Consider the following 15,863-nt stretch of genomic DNA (forward strand, 5'->3'; position numbering starts at 1 on the left):
CGGCGCTGCAAAGCATGACCATCCCTTCAGGCGGCAATTTCTCCCTTCCCCGGGCGGCCATTGTACCGCGCCTGCGCCAGAAGGAGCAGGCGCATCAGCCCCATGGCTGCCAGCACGGTCAGCATGATCAGCACCGAGAAGGCCGCCGCCTGTGTCGATGAGCCTGCCTGATCCAGCCGCATCACCGAGACCGCGCCGACGCTCAGCTTCGGGGTGATCAGGAAAATCACCGCCGACAGCGTCACCATCCCGCGCATGAACAGGAAGAAGAACACCGAAATCAGCGTTGGCACCATGATCGGAATGATCGCATCGCGCAGGTTGGCCCAGACACCGCCACCGATCGTGGTCACGGTCTCCTCAAGCTGTCGCGGCACGTTGCGCACGCCCGTCACCATCGTCAGGAATCCCTGCGAATGGTAATGGTAGAAGTTGCAGAATGCGATCAGCAGGGCCGAGCCGTAAAGAATGCCAGGAAAGACCGGCTTCACATTGAAGGACAGCACGTAAGACAGCCCCAGCACCAGCCCGGGCACGCCAACCGGAATGATCGCCAGCAGATAGACCAGCCTTGCCGGGCCGCGCGACATCTTGCGCTGCGCCAGCACCAGGGCGAACAACATCAGTGTGCCAAAGGTCGCGGTGATCAGCGAGGCATAAAGCGAGGTCCAGAGCGGATCATAGCCGCCATGGGTGGTGATATTGTAGTTCTTCAGCGTCAGGCTCATTTTATAGGGCCAGAGCTGCACAAAGCTTGCGAAGATCACCACCGCGACAATCGCAATCAGGAACAGCGCGGTCAGATAGCTGGCTGCCCAAAGCGGAATATCGCGCGGCGCCCAGCGGTCGGGCTCGACCGGGATCGCGCCTTCCTGGGTGCCGCCGCGCTGTGCGGCGACTTTTTCAAGATAAAAGGCCAGCAAAGTGGGGATCAGCAGCAGGATCCCGACCACCGCGCCCATGTTGAAATTCATCTGGCCGACGACCTGGGCGTAAATCTCGGAGGCCAGCACCCGGTAATTGCCGCCAATCACCGCCGCATTGCCGAAATCGGTAATGGTCACGGTGAAACAGACAAAACCCGCGCTCAGAAGGCCGAACCGCAGCGATGGCAGCGTGATATCGACAAAACGCCGCCAGGGCGAGGCGCCCAGCACCAGCGCCGCATCATATTGACGCCGGTCGGCATAGCGCAGCGCGACCGCAAGGATCATCACGGCCTGGGGCAAAGCATACATCGAATTGGCGATCACCAGGCCGGGCAGGCCGTAGATCTGCATTTGCATCCCGGTCAGGTAATTCAGCAGGCCATTGCGGCCAAACATGAAAATCAGCCCGAGCGCCTGCACCAGCGAGGGCGCGAGCAGCGGCAGGATCAGTGCCAGCGAGACCAGCCAGCGCAGCGGTATCCTGCTGCGGCTCATCGCATAGGCGATCACAAGGCCAAGACTGACACAGATCAGCGCGGTCAGGCCGCTCATCACCATCGAATTCCACACCACGCGCCAGAGGTGATCAAGCGCGAGGATCTCGCGGTAATTGCCAAACCCCACCGCGCCGTCGCGTTGCAACAGGCTGCGCCAGATCACAATCGCCAGCGGATAGAGGAAGAAGAGCGCCAGCCCCGCCAGTGGCACCAGCAGCACCACGCGCTGAAAGAGCCGCTCTTCAAACGGGGTATCCAGGCCGCGCGCGACGCGTTTGCCGGCCGCGCTCATGGCTGAACCCAGACACCGGCGCCCGGCTGGAGGCTGAGGTCAACCGAGGCGCCCTCGCCAAATCCGGGCAGGCGGTGGGTCTCTGCCAGGATGGTTTCGCCCTGCCAGTCGACCTCGACGCGGCTGACATTGCCGAGGAAGGTGATCGACCGCACCCGGCCTGCGGCCGCCGCATCCTCGCGGATAAGCACATCTTCCGGGCGCAGCGCGAAAAGGCTGTCGCCCTGACCCGGGGGCGGCGTGACGCCGAACCCCGCCGCACGCGCGGCGCTCAACAGGGTCGAGCTGCCAACGAAATCGGCGACAAAGCGGGTCGCCGGCCGCGCGTAGATTTCCGCCGGAGAGCCGATCTGCTCGATCCGGCCTGCGCTCATGCAGACCACCCGGTCCGCCATGGTCAGCGCCTCTTCCTGGTCATGGGTCACCATGATGGTCGGGATGCCAAGCCGCTTTTGCATCTGACGGATTTCGGTCCTGAGCCCGGCCCGAACCCGCGCATCCAGCGCCGAAAGCGGCTCGTCCAGCAGCAAAAGCGCCGGCTGCACCGCCAGGGCGCGCGCAATCGCCACCCTTTGCTGCTGCCCGCCGGAAAGCTGCCAGGGCAGGCGGTCGGCGAATTGTTCAAGTCTGACCAGCGCCAGCAGCTCTTCGACCCGCGCGGAGATCTCGGCCCGGGGGCGCTGCCGCAATTTCAGCCCATAGCCGATATTCTGCGCCGCAGTCATTTGCGGGAACAGCGAATAGGACTGGAACACGATGCCAAAGCCGCGGTCCCGCGCCCCGATCGTGGCAAGATCCCGCCCGCCCAGCATCATCTCGCCGGTCTCAAAGCTTTCCAGCCCGGCGATCACCCGCAACAGCGTGGTCTTGCCGCAGCCCGAAGGCCCGAGCAGACAAACGAATTCACTGTCGCCGACCGAGAGATCGATCTCGTTCAGCGCCTGAAATGTGCCATAGAATTTCGACAGCCCTCGGATGTCCAGGGTCATCTTACCTCACTCAAAACCAGAATTGCTTTGTACCGGAGACCGGTGAAGACGGGATGCGGAAAAGGCGCCGCATCCCACAGATCAGGTGTCTCAGCGCCCGACGGTCTCGCGCCATTTGGTGAGGATCGCATCGCGCGCCTCGCCCGAAGCGGCGAAATTCATCGGGAAAAGCACCGAGGAAAGATCTTCCGGCAGACCGGCTTTTTCGGCCTGGGGCGACCGCGGCACACCGGGAATGGTGACCAGATCCTTACGCGCCGCATAGGCCTCGGCCGCGCCTTCCCCCAGCGTCCAGTCAAGGAAACGCTTCGCATCGTCGGGATTTTTCGCCGAAGCCATCAGCCCGTTGGCTTCCAGCTCAAAGCCGGCGTAATCCGAGGGGATCACCATCTGGATCGGATAGCCCTCATCGATGCCCTGCATCGCCACGTAGGAAAGCGATGCCCCGATGGCGAATTCACCGGCCTGGGCCATGCGGCAGGGCCGCGAGCCAGAGGTGGTATATTGTGCCATATTCGGGTCGATATCCTTGATCAGCTGCCAGCCGGCCTCGTCCCCCGCGCCCTGCAGGATCGCGGCGATCTGCAGATAGCCGGTGCCCGAAGAGGATGGATCAGGCATCACCACCTCGCCCTTATAGGCGGGGTTCTTCAGATCCTCCCAGGAGGTGGGGACCGGCGCGCCGAGCTGGGCCAGACGTTCGGTATTGACGCAGAAAGCGCCGACATAGCCCGTGGGCGCGAACCAGCGGCCATCCTTGTCGCGGAACTGCGCGCCAAGGGCGTCCTCGCCTTTGGCGTCATAGCCCGCAAGCTGGTCATAGATCGCCGGGTTAAGCATATTGGTGAGGGCAAAGCCCCAAATCACATCGGCCTGGGGATTGCCGGCCTCTGCAATCAGCCGTGCGCCCAGGTCGCCGGTCGAAAGCCGGAGAAGATTGACGGTAACATCCGGCATATCGGCTGCTGCCCGCTCCAGGTAGGCGGCAATCTCGTCTTCTTCCAGCGCCGAATAGACTGTGATCTCACCCGCCAGTGCCGGCAAAGCCGCCACCCCGAGAGCAAGTCCGGCAAGAAGTGAAATAGTATTCTTCATAAGCCTTCTCCTGTTGATTGGTTTTATTTTTCAGAAACGGTAACGCAGGCTTGACGATGTGGCAATCTGTGCATTTGTGCTATATTGAGGTTTTTTAAAAATGATCATTCCAGCACAGGAGTTGTCCGGACATGGTTACAGCAGCGCCAGGAAATCGGACAATTCCGGCCGAAATGGCTGATTATGCGTTCGAAATCGCGACCGAGGCCGGAAGGCTGGGCATGCAATGGTTCCGCAAGCCGGTCTCGATTGACATCAAAGAAGACCAGAGCCCCGTCACCGAAGCAGATCGCGCGGTCGAGGCTTTGCTGCGCGACAGGCTGCGCGCGGCTTTTCCGGGACACGCAATTCTGGGCGAGGAATTCGGCCTGGAAGGCCAGTCCGGCGCTCCGACCTGGGTCGTCGATCCGATTGACGGAACCCGCAGTTTTATCACCGGCTGGCCGATCTGGGGCACTCTGATGGCCCTGATCACCGAAGATCACCCGCAGCTCGGCATCGTGCATATGCCGGCCCTCGGCGAGACCTGGGTCGCCAGCGCCGGCAATGGCTGCCGCTTTCACGGCGCCGATGGAACAAACAGCGCCGCGCGCAGCAGCAGCTGTGAAACCCTGGCCCAGGCGCGGTTCTACACCACCTCGCCTGACTATTTTGACAGCAGCGAACGCCCGCATTACGAGGCGATCCGCGATGCGTCCCGGGTTCAGCGTTTCGGCGGCGACTGCTATGGATATGGCTTGCTCGCCTCGGGACATATCGACCTTATTGTCGAAAGCCGCCTGCAGCCATATGACTTTCTTGCCATCGCGCCGGTGGTCACCGAGGCTGGCGGCGTCATCACCGACTGGCAGGGTAAACCACTGACCATCGGCTCCGGCGAGCAGGTCATCGCTGCCGCAACGCCCGCGCTGCACCGCGAAGCCCTGGCCTTTCTGAACAGTTAACAAAAGGTCTTCGCCCCATGTGGCAGGCAAAGCGTCATCAGCGGATCCGCGCCCTTCTGGAAACTTTTGGTCAGGTCAGCATCGACAGGATCGTCACCGAGCTTGGCGTCTCACGCGAAACCGTGCGGCGCGACCTGAAAGAGCTGGAAGATGCGGGGGCCCTGCGGCGCATTCATGGCGGCATCGTGCCGTCACATGCGGAGAATGAAGCGCCGTATCCGGAACGGACCCGCCAGAATCTGCGCGAAAAGCGGGCGATTGCCGGGACCTGCCTGCGGCTCGTCAGCCCCGGCCAGACCTTGCTGATCGATGCGGGCAGCACCACTGCCTGCCTCGCCGGACAACTGGCCGGGCTGAGCGGGCTGCTGGTCTTCACCAATTCGGTCGAAGTCGCCAATCATCTGAGCACGGCCACGTCGCGCGCGCGCCAGAACCGCGCCATCCTGTTTGGCGGCGATTTCATCCCTGCCCCCGCTTCGACCTGTGGCATGACGACCCTTGCCGCAATCGCCAATGTGCGCGCCGACATCGCGTTTTCATCGCCCTATGGCCTGAGCGCGGCGGATGGCGCGACCAGCATACTCGTCGAAGAGGCCGAGATCGCGCGGGCTGTCTTTGCCAGCGCCACGCGCCGGATCCTATTGGCGGATGGATCGAAACTGGGGCGCTGCGGGCGTATCTCTTTTGCATCGGCCAGTGAACCCGACCATATCATCATGGACGCAGCCGCGCAGGAACATCCCCATTTCGCGCTGCTGCAGGAAAAAAGCGGCAACCGCATCATTTGCGCGGGGGCAGATACGCCGCAGTGACGCGCTGATGGCTGATACCCCTGCCGGTTGCGAGGGAACCTCTGCCAGGCCCGGGCGTTGCCGATATGATGAATGCGGTGTGAGGGAATATGTCCGAAAGCCCACTGCTGCGACCAGGTGAAACCTGCTGGAGGGTCGAGACCGCGCAGCGATTTGCCTTTGTCATTGATGGCGCGGATTACTTCGTATCCCTGCGCAAGGCGCTTCTTCAGGCCCGGCATTCGATCATGCTGGTGGGCTGGGATTTCGACACCCGGATCACCTTTGGCGACAGCAATGACGGGGGGCCTGAGCGTCTCGGGGATTTTATCCTCTGGCTGGCGGATCGGACGCCGTCCCTGGAGATCAGGCTGCTTCGCTGGGATACGGGTGCTTTCAGGGCGATGCTGCGCGGCAATACGATCTTCACCATTCTGCGCTGGAAGGCGCATCCCCGGATCACGCTGAAGCTTGACGCAAAGCACCCGCTGGCCGGATCGCATCACCAGAAGATCGTGGCGATTGACGACAGTATCGCCTTTGCCGGCGGCATTGATCTGACCATGCAGCGATGGGACACGCGCGACCATCTCGATGATGATCCGCGGCGTGTCAGCCCGGACGGGCGGCCCACGGATCCCTGGCATGATGCGACCAGCGCCTTTGACGGGGACGCCGCGCGGGCGATTGGCGATCTGGCGCGGGCGCGCTGGCTGAACGCCACGGGGGAAAGCCTTGAACCCTGTTCCCAGTGTCACGAGTGCTGGCCCGAAGGGCTGGCGACGTCGTTCACAGAGATGCGGCTTGGCATTTCGCGGACCATCCCGAAGATGGACGGGCAGGAACCGGTCCATGAGATCGAGGCCGCCTGGATCGATATGATCGCGCGGGCACAGCGGATGATCTATGCCGAAAGCCAGTATTTCGCCTCGCGCAGGATCGCGCACGCCATTGCCGAACGGCTTGCAGAGGCGGACCCGCCCGAGATCGTCATCGTCATGCCGCATACCGCCTATGGCTGGCTGGAGCCGCTGGCGATGGACACTGCCCGCGCGAAGCTGGTCGAGGCTTTGCAGCGGATCGACCACCACGGCCGTCTGTGCATTCTGCATCCGCAGACCGCAGGCGGGAAGCCGATCTATGTCCATGCCAAGGTCATGGTTGTGGATGATCAGATCCTGCGGGTGGGATCCTCGAATTTCAACAACCGCTCGATGCGGCTCGACAGTGAATGCGATGTGATCCTCTCGGCGGATGAGCCGGGCAACGCGGATCTGAAAGATGAAATCGCGGCGCTGCGCAATGATCTGCTGGCCGAGCATCTGGGCGTCACACCAGAGGAGGTCGCCGCCAGCCTGCAGGACACAGGCTCGCTGATCGCCACCGTCGGGGCGCTGCGCGGACCAGGCCGCAGCCTCGTCCCATACGAGGTCCCGGACCTCTCCGCCATCGGAGCATGGCTCGCCGAAAACGAGATCCTCGATCCGAACGGCCCGGACGAGATGTTCGAGAGCCCGGCAAAGCGCGGGATCTTCAAAGGGTGGGAGCGGCTGAAAACCCGCTTCCGCCGCCCGAAAAAGGGGCAGCGGTAGCCGACTGTCCTCGCAATAGGTCGATGATCAGCACCGATTTCCCTGCCCGGTTGCGGCAGTGGTACTCCGCGCCTCGGCTCAGTTCAGGCGCCAGATCGCGATATTGAGCAGCGAAGCAAAGGCGACCCAGGCGATATAGGGCAGAAACAGCAGGGCTGAGATCGGCTCTTTCGTCCTCGCTCTCAGACTGAAAGCGACCAGCGTCGCGAGCAGAGCAAGGATGATAACCAATGCGAGTGCAATGTTTTGCAGCCCGAAAAAGGCCGGCGACCAGGCGAAGTTCAGCCCCATTTGCAGGATCCAGAGCCAGCGGAGCGGCTGATCGGGTGTTTTGTCAAAGACCCGCCAGCCGACGAGGCCGATCAGAACGTAAAGGGCGGTCCAGACCGGGCCGAAAACCTGGTTTGGAGGGTTAAAGCCGGGCTTCACGAGGCTCTCATACCAGGCGCCGGGGATGTTGAGCCAGCCGATCAGCAACCCGGCCACGACCACCGGCACGATGAAAAAAAGTGGTCTCAGCATGGTTGGTCGCGCTCCTTCGGGCTGGCCTGGTCGCGAGGACATAAGGATGCGGCCCGCGTGTAAATACACGGGCCGCGTTAGGCCGGGGCGGGGCAGGGGGAGGGGAGAGGCCCGGCCCCGGCCGTCCGTTGCCGACGGAGGCGTCAGCGCCGGCGATCACCGGCGCAAAGCCCTGCCAGCACAAAGCCCGCTGCAACGCCCATCAGGCCAACGGAGGTCAGAACGGTTGCCGTTGTGCCGGGGTTTTCGCGCATCGCGCCGACCGTAAGCTGGGCCTGTTCGCGAACCTGCGACGCAGCCTGCCGTGCCCGGCCTTTGCCTTCCTCGAAGGCATCTTCCGCGTCATCCATCGCGTCTGACGCCCGCGACGCGAGAGATTTGCTCATTCTGGAAACTTCTTTCTTCAGATCGGTGATCTGCTTCTCCAGATTGGCGCGGATATCGTCTGCGGCCTCTGCCATCGTCAGCTCTCCTTTTAGAACAAGTAAACGAACTCACACCTGTTCAACGGCAAAGCGGCTCTCAGGTTCCCCGGGATGACGTCGCGTTCACTCAGGGGTGATGGCGCGCCGTCGCAAGATCGGCTGCAAGGTCTTCGGTCATCCGGGCCCGGGCCCCGGGGTCCCGCTGCCGCAGGATTGCCGAGGGATGCCAGGTGATCAACACCGGCCCGCCATGGAGGCCGGTCTCGATCTGCCCGCGCCGGGCGGTCATCGGGTCATCCCTGCCGGTCAGGGCAAGCGCCGCCGTGGCACCAAGCGCCAGCACAAGATCTGGCCGGATAAAGCTCAGCTCCAGCCCGAGCCACCAGCGGCAGTGCAGGATCTCCTGGCGGTCCGGGGTCTGATGCAGGCGCTGTTTGCCGCGCGGGCTGAATTTGAAATGCTTTACCGCATTGGTAAGCCAGACCGAAGCCGGGTCGAGGCCGGCCGCCGCCATGCTGTGCCGCAAAAGCTGTCCGGCGGGGCCGATGAAGGGGCGGCCCGCCAGATCCTCGCGGTCGCCGGGCTGCTCGCCGACCAGCATCAGGCGGGCGGTTGCAGAGCCCTCTCCCCAGACGGTCCGGGTGGCCGCCTCACATAAACCGCAGCGGCGGCATTGCTGCGCCGCATGCTGCGCCGCCGCCAGTGTCTCTGGCAGATCCTGAGCTGCGGGCATCGTAGCGCGGTAGCGGGTCGAAACAGCGGCGGCACCGGGGCGCGGTGCGCTGGCCGCCGCCTCACGCATCCGCTGCACCCGCGCTTCTGCATCCTTCAGCATATCGGGGATCAGCCGCGTCTCGGGCAGGTTCTTCCAGTATTTCTTCGGCATCTCCGAGCGCATCGCATCAAGTTTCACCCGTGCCGGGTTGAAGATATTGGCGAAATAGGTGGCCCAGAGGCTTTCCGAGGCATCTTCGGGAAGATCGGGACGCGCGCCGCCGGGATGAAAGGCAAGCTGTCCCGCCTCGAACCTGGCGGTCAGGCGCGGCGTGGCGATCATCCAGTCCATATCGGCAAAGCGTTTCGCGAAAAAACTGCTGCCGGGTTCCAGCGTGTTATGCCCGGGCTCGAACCAGGCCGCAAAACGGCGTCTGCCGTCAGAAGGCAATTCGCGAAACCGCACGAAAGCATGCATCTTGTGGATGTCGCGGCCCACGGCCTTTGTCATCAGGGTCAGTCGCCGCCCGAGCGGATCGGTTTGCGACAGAGGCTCCCCCTCGCGCGCGTCCAGTCGCCAGAGCGCCTGATAGAGCAGGGCGAACCGCTCTGGCGCAGAATGCCAGATGACCGAGCCTGCCAGTTTCACGAATTGCTCCGGCACCCGTGCCTGATGCGGGCCAGGGCTGTCCGGCAGCGGATCGGTCGCGAAAAGCCCGGCCCCGCCGGCCCAGTCGATCTTGCCGGGAGGGATGCGGTGGCTTATCGCAAGCCGCGCCGCCTGCCGCCAGGCTGCGAACTGCCCCTGATCGGGCAGGGTGACGGCGAAGCTCATATAAGCAACAGCTGCTCTGGCGGTGGTGCGAAACGGGCGCGCAGGCCGGCGCTGTCGGTCAGCCCGCCCGGCGACCAGCCCGGGGCCGTGATGAAGGGCCGCGCCTTTTTCATCAGGGCGCCCATCCGCACGAGATCCTCATAGCGTAAGCCGTGCGAGCGGCGCGCGGCCAGGATGCGGTCGACCGTACGGGTGCCGAAGCCCGGAACCCGCAACAGCATATCCTTCGCCGCCCGGTTCACATCCAGCGGGAAGAGCCCGCGATGCTGCAGCGCCCAGGCCAGTTTCGGATCAATCTCCAGATCCAGATGCCCGGCAGTCGCGCCGGTCGCGATCTCTTCGGCGCTGAAGCCGTAAAAACGCAGGAGCCAGTCTGCCTGATACAGCCGATGTTCGCGCAGGAGCGGCGGCTGCACCAGGGGCAGGGCCGATGACGCATCAGGGATCGGCGAGAAGGCCGAGTAATAGACCCGCCGCAGCTTGTAACCGGTGTAAAGCCGGGTCGAGCTTTGCAGGATCGTCACATCATCGGTGCCATCCGCGCCGATGATCATCTGCGTCGACTGGCCTGCGGGGGCAAAACGCGGCGGGCGCCTGCCGGTCAGGGTCTTCTCTTTCGCCGCCTCCCCCTCGAGCCGCACCTGCGCCATAGCAGAGCGGATTGTCTCGGGGCGTTTTTCCGGAGCGAAGCGGCGCACCGAGGCATCGGCGGGCAATTCGACATTGATCGAGAGGCGGTCGGCATAAAGCCCTGCCTCGCGGATCAGATCCGGGCTGGCATCGGGAATGGTCTTCAGATGGATATAGCCCCTGAAGCCGTGCTCCTGGCGCAGGACCCGCGCGATGCGGGCCATATCCGCCATGGTCTGATCGGGCGAACGGATGATCCCCGATGACAGGAACAGCCCCTCGATATAATTGCGCCGGTAGAATTCCAGCGTGAGCGAGACGACCTCATCGACCGAAAACCGCGCGCGCTCGACATTCGATGACACGCGGTTGATGCAATAGGCGCAGTCGAAGATGCAGAAATTGGTCATCAGGATTTTTAAAAGGCTGATGCAGCGCCCGTCGGGCGTGTAGGCGTGGCAGATGCCGGCGCCGCCCGAAGATCCGATGCCACCTTTGCGGGAATCACGTTTCTCGCCTCCGCTGGAAGCGCAGGAGGCATCATATTTCGCCGCATCCGAAAGGATCGCCAGCTTGTCCTGAAGGGGTCTTGCCATACGCGCGACAGTATATGTTCACTATATGTTCGTCAATTTCATCCCTGCGGGCCAGGCTGAAATGTGCAGGCCGCCCGAGACGGAGCACTGCTCTGAACATTTCAGAGCTTGAGGCTCCGCGCGAGGACAAGCGCGTCTTCTGCCAGCATCCCGACATGTTCGCGCATCGCCCGCGCCGCCGCCGGGGCGTCTCCGGATAACAGTTTGGCGGCCAGCAGCTCATGTTCCTGGGTTGCCGCCTGGTTGCGCTCGGGGCGGAAGGTGATGAAATGGCGATAGGGCATCAGCCGTTTGTTCAGCGCCCCGATCTGGGCGATCAGAGCGCGATTGTCCGATGCGGCGTGGATCGCGGCATGGAACAGGTCATTCATGCGGATATAAAGGTCGACATCCGCCCCGGCGGCGGCCAGGCGACAGGCCTCATGGCTGTCAGCGATGGCGATGCGGTGATGTTCGGTCATCCGCTCACAGGCCAGCCGGGCCGCGACGGCCTCCATCTCGCCAACGAGTTCAAACAGATCCATGATCTCGGAGACGGTCGGCCGTGACACCAGCGTGCCGAGGCGCGGCTCAGAGGTGACAAGGCCGCTTGCCGCCAGCAGCCGCAGCGCCTCGCGCACAGGGGTACGGGAGGCGTTGAACCGGTTGCCCAGCATCTGTTCGTCAAGGCGCTGCCCCGGCGCGAGGTCGCCGGTGATGATTTCCTTCTCGAGCGTGGCGGCGATCTCACCCGCAAGCGTCAAAGGCCGGGCCGGAATTTCCATTGCCGATTCGCCTGTTTTTTGAGCGACGCCCCTGGAAATCTCATGAGGCACCTCGGTCATTCGGTTGCCGGTATTTCCACTCATCGGGCTACTTTCTGTGTCACGGTTACATTAAGCACAATTTTCGGTCATAATTGATCAAATAATGCCTATTATTTGTGCATATTTTGACCATGAGCGAAAATATTCAAAATTCTTGTATACATCTGGCATACGCGGCATAGTTTAACCTCAACAGGCCGGAACTCAACCTTCGGCACGGCCCATGTGGCCAGATTCTCCAGACTGCAAAGGAAGCCCCATGGATCTTGGACTTGGTGGAAAGCGCGTTTTGATCACGGGCGCGTCGCAGGGCATCGGCGAAGGCCTTGCCGAAACTTTCGCCGAAGAAGGTGCGCGCCTGTATCTGACCGCACGCTCGCAGGACAAGCTGGAGGCCATCGCGGCCCGGTTGCGCGCGCGGTTTGACAGCGAGGTTACCACGATTCCGCTGGACCTGACGACCGAGGGCGCGGTGGCGACCCTGCTGGCGCAGGTGGGCGCGCCGGATGTGCTGATCAACAATGCGGGCGTCATCCCGGGCGGCAATCTCTTTTCGACCACCGATGCCGAATGGCGTGCCAACTGGGAGCTGAAGGTTTTCGGCTATATCGACATGTGCCGCCAGTTCTATCAGGTGATGAAGGCAGCCGGCGGCGGCGTGATCATCAATGATATCGGCAATGCGGGCGAACGCTATGACGCCGATTACATCGCCGGCACCACCGGCAATGCAAGCCTCATGGCCTTTACCCGTGCGCTTGGCGGGCGCTCGCTGGAAGACAATATCCGGGTGGTGGGCGTCAATCCGGGGCCGGTCGATACCACGCGGATCTACAAGCTGCTGAAGCGCCGCGCGGTCGACTGGTATGGCGATGAAAGCCGCTGGGAAGAGCTGCTTGCGACCTATCCGCTCAGGCGCCCGGCCAAGGTGCGCGAGATCGCCGATCTGATGGCATTCCTCGCCTCGGACCGCTCGGGCTATACCTCGGGCGCGATCTTTACCGTTGATGGCGGCATCGCCTCCAGGGCGTCGATCATCTGATGAGCATCTCCTTCACCCCCCTTCTCGATCCGGTGCCTTTCCAGAGCTTTCCGCTGTTCCACGGCGGCGGCTGGCAGGATGCGGCCTCGGGCAACAGCCATGAGGTGTTGCGCCCCGCGACGGGTCTGCCCGGATGGCGGGTGAGGGAAGCGGGGGAGGAGGATGTCGCGGCCGCCTGTGAGGCCGCCGCCCGCGCCTTTCCGGCCTGGGCGGCAACCGATCCGGATGAGCGCTCAAAGCTGTTGCGGGCGCTGGCCGGGGTGCTGCGCGAAAAGATGGCGGATCTCGCGGCGCTGGAAAGTGCCGTGACCGGGCGCCCGATCCGCGAGATGCGGGCGCAGATGTCCAGGATCCCGGAATGGTTCGACTATTTCGCCGGGATCCTTGCCGGGCTGGAAGGTGGCTCGAACCGGGTGAAAGGCGGGTTTCTGACCTATACGCGCTATCGCCCCTATGGCGTTTGTGCGCTGCTGACCCCCTGGAACCATCCGATCCTGATCCTTGTGAAAAAACTGGCGGCGGCGCTGGCGGCAGGGAATGTCGTGGTGGTGAAGCCGTCAGAACTGGCACCGGTTACGCCGCTTTTCCTCGGCCAATGGGCGATGGAGGCGGGTTTTCCGGCGGGGGTGATCAATGTGGTGACCGGTGGTATCGAGACCGGCAAGATGCTGGTCGCGAACCCGCATGTCGCCCATGTCGATCTGACCGGCGGCACCACGACCGGCCGGCGCGTGGCAGCGGCGGCGGCGGAACGGCTGGTGCCCTGCACGCTGGAGCTTGGCGGCAAGACACCGGTCCTGGTTTTCGACGATGCGCAACTGGACGAAGCGGTTGCGGGGGCGCTTTTCTCGGGATTTGTGGCCGCAGGGCAGACCTGTGTCTCAGGCAGTCGTTTCCTTGTGCAGCGCGGCCATTATGACGCGTTTTGTGAAAGACTCGCGGCCCGGGCAGAGGCGCTGCACCAGGGCGATCCGTCTGACCCTGCGACCGATATCGGCCCGGTGATTTCGGGCAAATCGCGCGACCGCTGCATGGGATTCATTGCGCGGGCTGAAGCCGGGGGCCTTCGGCTGATCGCGGGCGGCCGCCCGCGCGCGCTGCCGCAAGGGCTCAAAGGTGGCTTTTTCGTCCCCCCCACCGTTTTCGCCGATGTACCGCCCGAGGCCGGGCTGTTTCGCGAAGAGGTTTTCGGCCCCGTCGTCTCGGTCACGCCCTTTGACAGCGAAGAAGACGGGATCGCACTGGCCAATGCCGGGCCCTTCGCCCTTGGTGCCTCGGTCTGGACCCGCGATGTGATGCGCGCCCACCGGGTTACCGACCGGCTGAAGGCGGGGGTGGCCTGGATCAATGACCATCACAAGAATGACCCGCGCTCGATCTGGGGCGGTTCGGGCGACAGCGGGTACGGCCATGAAAACGGCTGGGATGCGCTGCTCGGCTATCTGATCAAAGGGTCGGTAACGGTGCGCACCAGCGAGGACTATTCCGACTGGTTCGCCGGGGGGAAACGCTATGGCTGAGCCTTTGTCGATCGCCGTCGAAATCCGCCGCCTGTCGCTGACCTATGGCAGACAGGGCAGTCAGGTTCACGCGCTTTCTGACGTGGATCTGACGATCCCGACGGGCGGGTTCGTCTCGTTGATCGGGCCTTCGGGCTGCGGGAAATCGACGCTGCTGCGCATTCTTGGCGATCTCCTCGATCCCGGCGCGGGCGAGGTCAGGATCAATGGCAAATCGCCGAAGGCAGAACGCCTGGACCGGCGGATCGGCTTTGTTTTCCAGGAGGCGGCGCTGCTTGACTGGCGCACGATCATCGAAAATGTCGCCTTGCCGCTGGAGTTGCATGGCAGCCCGCGTGCAAAGCGCGAGGCCCGCGCGCAGGAGCTTTTGGACCTTGTGGGTCTGAAAGGGTTCGAAAGGGCGCGGCCGCGTCAGCTTTCGGGTGGCATGCGCCAGCGCGCCGCAATTGCGCGGGCGCTTTCGACAAAGCCCGATCTTTTGCTGCTGGATGAGCCGTTCGGCGCGCTTGATCAGATCACCCGCGACCGGCTGAATATGGAGCTTGCCCATATCCATGAAGTCACCGGTGTCACCGTGGTGCTGGTCACCCATTCGATCCGCGAGGCAGTGCTGCTGTCGGATCGCATCGTCGTGATGACACCGCGCCCGGGCCGGATTGAATCGATCATCGAAAACGACCTGCCGCGTCCGCGCAGTCTTGAAACCCGCGCTTTGCCCTTGTTCGAAGACCTCGTGCGGCAGGGCAATCTCGAGCTTGAAAAGGGATACAGCCATGTCTGATGCGCTTTCCGCAGGCACCGCATCGGGCAAAAGCCGGGCCAGGGCGTCTCGCTTTGCGGAACGGTCGGCGGCAATCCTCGGGGATATCTGGCCGCCGGTCGTGGTTCTGGTGGCGCTTCTCGGCTTCTGGGAATGGGCCTGCATGGCCTTTGCGGTCAAACCCTATGTGCTGCCCGCGCCCTCGGCCATCTGGGAGGCCGCGACCAGCGGCTTCGGCCAGCTGATGTATAATGCCGGCATCACCGCCTGGGAGGCGCTGGCCGGTTTTGTGATCGGCTCGGCCATGGGGGCGGTGATCGGCACCGCCTTCGCCTATTCGCGGTTCATGGCCCGGGGGTTCATGCCGCTGCTGATCGCCGCCAACACCATCCCGACCGTCGCCATCGCGCCGATCATCATCATCTGGTTCGGCCATGGCATCGGGTCGAAAATCGCGGTGACCGCGTTTCTGAGCTTTTTCCCGCTGGCGCTGAACATGATGAAGGGGCTGCAAAGCTATGACCGGGTGGTGGCGGATGTGTTCCGCATCTCGGCCGCAAGCCCGGCACAGACCTTCTTCAAAATGCGCCTGCCCACCGCCATGCCCTATGTCTTTGTCGGGCTGAAGCTGAACGTCACCTTTTCGGTGATCGGTGCCATCGTGGCCGAATTCATCCAGGCCGACCGCGGCCTCGGCTTCGTGATCATGACCACTTACCGCACCATGGCGATGCCGAAACTCTGGGCGGCGATGATCCTCTCGGCCCTGCTGGGGATCGTGTTCTTCCTGATCGTGGCCGCGCTCGAACGCCTGTTCGTGCCATGGCACGCCTCGATGGAGCCCGGACGCTGACGGGGGGCGCTGACAGCGCCTGACAAGGCGC

General features: G+C 63.3%; 15 protein-coding genes. 7 read left to right on the top strand and 8 right to left on the bottom strand.

From position 1 onward, the window contains the following. Nucleotides 1-26: 26 nt before the first annotated feature. The 3 genes from JC607_RS04795 to JC607_RS04805 form a co-directional block, all read right to left on the bottom strand. Nucleotides 27-1,718, bottom strand: a complete 1,692-nt coding sequence (locus JC607_RS04795) for an ABC transporter permease subunit (protein WP_198835814.1) — start codon at nucleotides 1,716-1,718, stop codon at nucleotides 27-29. Further along, complete coding sequence (locus JC607_RS04800) at nucleotides 1,715-2,707, bottom strand: ABC transporter ATP-binding protein (protein ID WP_198835815.1); 993 nt, start codon at nucleotides 2,705-2,707, stop codon at nucleotides 1,715-1,717. Before JC607_RS04800 ends, JC607_RS04795 begins: the two co-directional genes overlap by 4 nt. 90 nt (nucleotides 2,708-2,797) lie before the next feature. Beyond that, entirely contained in the window at nucleotides 2,798-3,802 is a 1,005-nt protein-coding gene (locus JC607_RS04805) for an ABC transporter substrate-binding protein (RefSeq protein WP_092904467.1), read from the bottom strand. 173 nt (nucleotides 3,803-3,975) lie between these two features. On the opposite strand from JC607_RS04805, the gene hisN reads away from it, so the two are divergent. The 3 genes from hisN to JC607_RS04820 all read left to right on the top strand — a co-directional run bounded on the left by hisN (nucleotide 3,976) and on the right by JC607_RS04820 (nucleotide 7,129). Further along, nucleotides 3,976-4,746 (top strand): histidinol-phosphatase, encoded by a 771-nt coding sequence (gene hisN, locus JC607_RS04810; RefSeq protein WP_198835816.1) that lies wholly within the window; start codon nucleotides 3,976-3,978, stop codon nucleotides 4,744-4,746. 17 nt (nucleotides 4,747-4,763) lie between these two features. Beyond that, nucleotides 4,764-5,558, top strand: coding sequence for a DeoR/GlpR family DNA-binding transcription regulator (locus JC607_RS04815; protein WP_198835817.1), 795 nt, complete (start codon nucleotides 4,764-4,766; stop codon nucleotides 5,556-5,558). Between the two features lie 89 nt (nucleotides 5,559-5,647). Beyond that, nucleotides 5,648-7,129: a phospholipase D-like domain-containing protein gene (locus tag JC607_RS04820; protein WP_198835818.1), complete on the top strand. Its 1,482-nt coding sequence runs from the start codon at nucleotides 5,648-5,650 to the stop codon at nucleotides 7,127-7,129. 78 nt (nucleotides 7,130-7,207) lie between these two features. On the opposite strand, the gene JC607_RS04825 is transcribed toward JC607_RS04820, so the two are convergent. From JC607_RS04825 to JC607_RS04845, 5 genes are all read right to left on the bottom strand, one after another. Then, nucleotides 7,208-7,651, bottom strand: coding sequence for a TspO/MBR family protein (locus JC607_RS04825; protein WP_198835819.1), 444 nt, complete (start codon nucleotides 7,649-7,651; stop codon nucleotides 7,208-7,210). 143 nt (nucleotides 7,652-7,794) lie between these two features. After that, a complete protein-coding gene (locus JC607_RS04830; protein WP_198835820.1) occupies nucleotides 7,795-8,112 on the bottom strand; it encodes a hypothetical protein in 318 nt (105 codons plus the stop codon). 91 nt (nucleotides 8,113-8,203) lie between these two features. Beyond that, nucleotides 8,204-9,625 carry a UdgX family uracil-DNA binding protein gene (locus tag JC607_RS04835; RefSeq protein ID WP_198835821.1) on the bottom strand — a complete coding sequence of 474 codons (1,422 nt, stop codon included), beginning with the start codon at nucleotides 9,623-9,625 and terminating at the stop codon, nucleotides 8,204-8,206. Then, on the bottom strand, nucleotides 9,622-10,851 hold the full coding sequence (locus JC607_RS04840) for a putative DNA modification/repair radical SAM protein (protein WP_198835822.1): 1,230 nt from the start codon (nucleotides 10,849-10,851) through the stop codon (nucleotides 9,622-9,624). The genes JC607_RS04835 and JC607_RS04840 overlap by 4 nt, the downstream gene beginning before the upstream one ends. A gap of 101 nt (nucleotides 10,852-10,952) precedes the next feature. Further along, the gene (locus JC607_RS04845) at nucleotides 10,953-11,615 is read right to left on the bottom strand and encodes a GntR family transcriptional regulator (RefSeq protein ID WP_198835823.1); all 663 of its coding nucleotides are present in this window, start codon (nucleotides 11,613-11,615) and stop codon (nucleotides 10,953-10,955) included. A gap of 301 nt (nucleotides 11,616-11,916) precedes the next feature. On the opposite strand from JC607_RS04845, the gene JC607_RS04850 reads away from it, so the two are divergent. Genes JC607_RS04850 through JC607_RS04865 form a run of 4 tightly spaced genes read left to right on the top strand, consistent with a single transcriptional unit; the run spans nucleotide 11,917 to nucleotide 15,832 of the window. Next, on the top strand, nucleotides 11,917-12,699 hold the full coding sequence (locus JC607_RS04850) for an SDR family oxidoreductase (protein ID WP_198835824.1): 783 nt from the start codon (nucleotides 11,917-11,919) through the stop codon (nucleotides 12,697-12,699). Further along, nucleotides 12,699-14,219, top strand: a complete 1,521-nt coding sequence (locus tag JC607_RS04855; RefSeq protein ID WP_198835825.1) for an aldehyde dehydrogenase family protein — start codon at nucleotides 12,699-12,701, stop codon at nucleotides 14,217-14,219. Before JC607_RS04850 ends, JC607_RS04855 begins: the two co-directional genes overlap by 1 nt. Then, entirely contained in the window at nucleotides 14,212-15,000 is a 789-nt protein-coding gene (locus JC607_RS04860; protein ID WP_198835826.1) for an ABC transporter ATP-binding protein, read from the top strand. Before JC607_RS04855 ends, JC607_RS04860 begins: the two co-directional genes overlap by 8 nt. Next, the gene (locus tag JC607_RS04865; RefSeq protein ID WP_198835827.1) at nucleotides 14,993-15,832 is read left to right on the top strand and encodes an ABC transporter permease; all 840 of its coding nucleotides are present in this window, start codon (nucleotides 14,993-14,995) and stop codon (nucleotides 15,830-15,832) included. The genes JC607_RS04860 and JC607_RS04865 overlap by 8 nt, the downstream gene beginning before the upstream one ends. The last annotated feature ends 31 nt before the right edge of the window (nucleotides 15,833-15,863 follow it).

The organism is Paracoccus sp. IB05 (genome assembly GCF_016405985.1).
Taxonomy (GTDB): Bacteria; Pseudomonadota; Alphaproteobacteria; order Rhodobacterales; family Rhodobacteraceae; genus Pseudogemmobacter.

Excerpts from the sequence above, each read along its gene's own strand:
- JC607_RS04795 (WP_198835814.1), bottom strand. The coding sequence starts at position 1,718 with ATGAGCGCGGCCGGCAAACGCGTCGCGCGCGGCCTGGATACCCCGTTT.
- JC607_RS04800 (WP_198835815.1), bottom strand. The coding sequence starts at position 2,707 with ATGACCCTGGACATCCGAGGGCTGTCGAAATTCTATGGCACATTTCAG.
- JC607_RS04805 (WP_092904467.1), bottom strand. The coding sequence starts at position 3,802 with ATGAAGAATACTATTTCACTTCTTGCCGGACTTGCTCTCGGGGTGGCG.
- hisN (WP_198835816.1), top strand. The coding sequence starts at position 3,976 with ATGGCTGATTATGCGTTCGAAATCGCGACCGAGGCCGGAAGGCTGGGC.
- JC607_RS04815 (WP_198835817.1), top strand. The coding sequence starts at position 4,764 with ATGTGGCAGGCAAAGCGTCATCAGCGGATCCGCGCCCTTCTGGAAACT.
- JC607_RS04820 (WP_198835818.1), top strand. The coding sequence starts at position 5,648 with ATGTCCGAAAGCCCACTGCTGCGACCAGGTGAAACCTGCTGGAGGGTC.
- JC607_RS04825 (WP_198835819.1), bottom strand. The coding sequence starts at position 7,651 with ATGCTGAGACCACTTTTTTTCATCGTGCCGGTGGTCGTGGCCGGGTTG.
- JC607_RS04830 (WP_198835820.1), bottom strand. The coding sequence starts at position 8,112 with ATGGCAGAGGCCGCAGACGATATCCGCGCCAATCTGGAGAAGCAGATC.
- JC607_RS04835 (WP_198835821.1), bottom strand. The coding sequence starts at position 9,625 with ATGAGCTTCGCCGTCACCCTGCCCGATCAGGGGCAGTTCGCAGCCTGG.
- JC607_RS04840 (WP_198835822.1), bottom strand. The coding sequence starts at position 10,851 with ATGGCAAGACCCCTTCAGGACAAGCTGGCGATCCTTTCGGATGCGGCG.
- JC607_RS04845 (WP_198835823.1), bottom strand. The coding sequence starts at position 11,615 with ATGGAAATTCCGGCCCGGCCTTTGACGCTTGCGGGTGAGATCGCCGCC.
- JC607_RS04850 (WP_198835824.1), top strand. The coding sequence starts at position 11,917 with ATGGATCTTGGACTTGGTGGAAAGCGCGTTTTGATCACGGGCGCGTCG.
- JC607_RS04855 (WP_198835825.1), top strand. The coding sequence starts at position 12,699 with ATGAGCATCTCCTTCACCCCCCTTCTCGATCCGGTGCCTTTCCAGAGC.
- JC607_RS04860 (WP_198835826.1), top strand. The coding sequence starts at position 14,212 with ATGGCTGAGCCTTTGTCGATCGCCGTCGAAATCCGCCGCCTGTCGCTG.
- JC607_RS04865 (WP_198835827.1), top strand. The coding sequence starts at position 14,993 with ATGTCTGATGCGCTTTCCGCAGGCACCGCATCGGGCAAAAGCCGGGCC.